Below are 1,406 nucleotides of genomic sequence, written 5' to 3'. Positions count from 1 at the left end.
AGGGTGGGCGGCACGGCGGCCATGGCGCCCGCGCCGAGCACGGTGGCGCCGAACGTCCACGGCATGCGGCGCCACAGCGGGCCGAGGTCGCGGATGTCGCGGGCCCCCGCCTCGTGGTCGACCACGCCGACCAGCATGAACAGCCCGGACTTGAACAGGGCGTGGGCGACGGTGTGCAGTGCGGCGGCGGCGAGCGCCTCCTGCGTCCCCACGCCGATCGCCGCGGTGATCCACCCCAGCTGGCTCACGGTGGAATAGGCCATGAGCTGCTTGAGGTCGGTCTTCTGCAGGGCGAACACGGCCGCCATCACGGCGGTTCCCATGCCCACGGACACGAGCAGCGCGTTCCACACCGGCACGTCGTGGAAAGCCGGGGAGAACCGCATGAACAGGAAGATCCCGGCCTTGACCACGGCCGCGGCGTGCAGGTACGCGCTCACCGGGGTCGCCGCCGCCATCGCGTCCGGCAGCCAGAAGTGGAACGGGAACTGGGCGGACTTGGTGAACGCGGCCACCGCCACGGCGACCGCGATCGCTGCGGTGAAGCCGGGGTCGGTGGACCACACGTCGTGCGCGAGGGCCTCCGAGATGGAGGTGGTGTCGGTGCGCAACCACATGGCCACGAGCGCGCCCAGCAGCACGAGGCCACCGACGACGGTCACCGTGAGGGTGCGCAGCGCGGCGGCGTAGGCGGGGCGGCCCGAGTTGGCGATCAACGCGAACGACGCCAGCGACGTGAGCTCCCAGCACACGTACAGCAGCACCATCGAGTCCGTGAGGACGAGCCCCAGCATGGAGACCGTGAACAGGGTCATGAGCTGGTAGAAGCCGTAGTGCTGTGGGCGCCGCCCGCGACCGTGCCGGCGCCCGTGCCCGTGGTCACCGCCGCCGGAGAGATACGACGACGAATAGATCAACACGATCGCGCCGATCACCAGCGCGAGCATCGCGAAGAGCAGGCCCGTGGGGTCCGCGAACAGGTCCAGGGTCCAGTCTCGGGCGGGCACCCAGGGGATGCGTACGACCTCGGTGGGCCTCCCCGACAGGGCCAGTGAGAGGGGCCACAGGAGCGCGGACGCGCCCAGCAGGTAGAGCGCCGCGAGCGGCCATCCCGCGCCCCGGCCCAACCACCGCGTGAGCGGCCACGCGAGCAGGGTGGCCAGACCTGCAGCAGCGATCGCGAGGACGGGGCTCATGGCTCCTTCCTGCGCGGCAGCGGGTGGCGAGGGGTGCGAAGGTTTCCACGGAAGTTTATCAACAGCCATGGACACCGATGCGGGGGCATGCCGAGTGACCTGCGGGAACACCGGTTCCACGGGGTTACGATCCGGCCATGACCTCCTCGGACGCCCCCTCTGAGAACTCGCCGGACACCGACATCCTGCCCGTCACCGACCCCGGCACCT

Annotated in this window: 1 protein-coding gene; it reads right to left on the bottom strand. The window is 70.7% G+C overall.

What is annotated here, in order from left to right; translation table 11 throughout:
* On the bottom strand, positions 1 to 1,196 hold a 1,196-nt coding region (locus tag G6024_RS08110), incomplete at its 3' end, for a proton-conducting transporter transmembrane domain-containing protein (protein WP_268817111.1).
* Between the last annotated feature and the right edge of the window lie 210 nt (positions 1,197 to 1,406).

The sequence above is a fragment of the Dietzia maris genome (genome assembly GCF_014144855.1).
Classification (GTDB): Bacteria; Actinomycetota; Actinomycetes; order Mycobacteriales; family Mycobacteriaceae; genus Dietzia; species Dietzia kunjamensis.
This window is presented reverse-complemented; position numbering and strand designations above follow the sequence as displayed.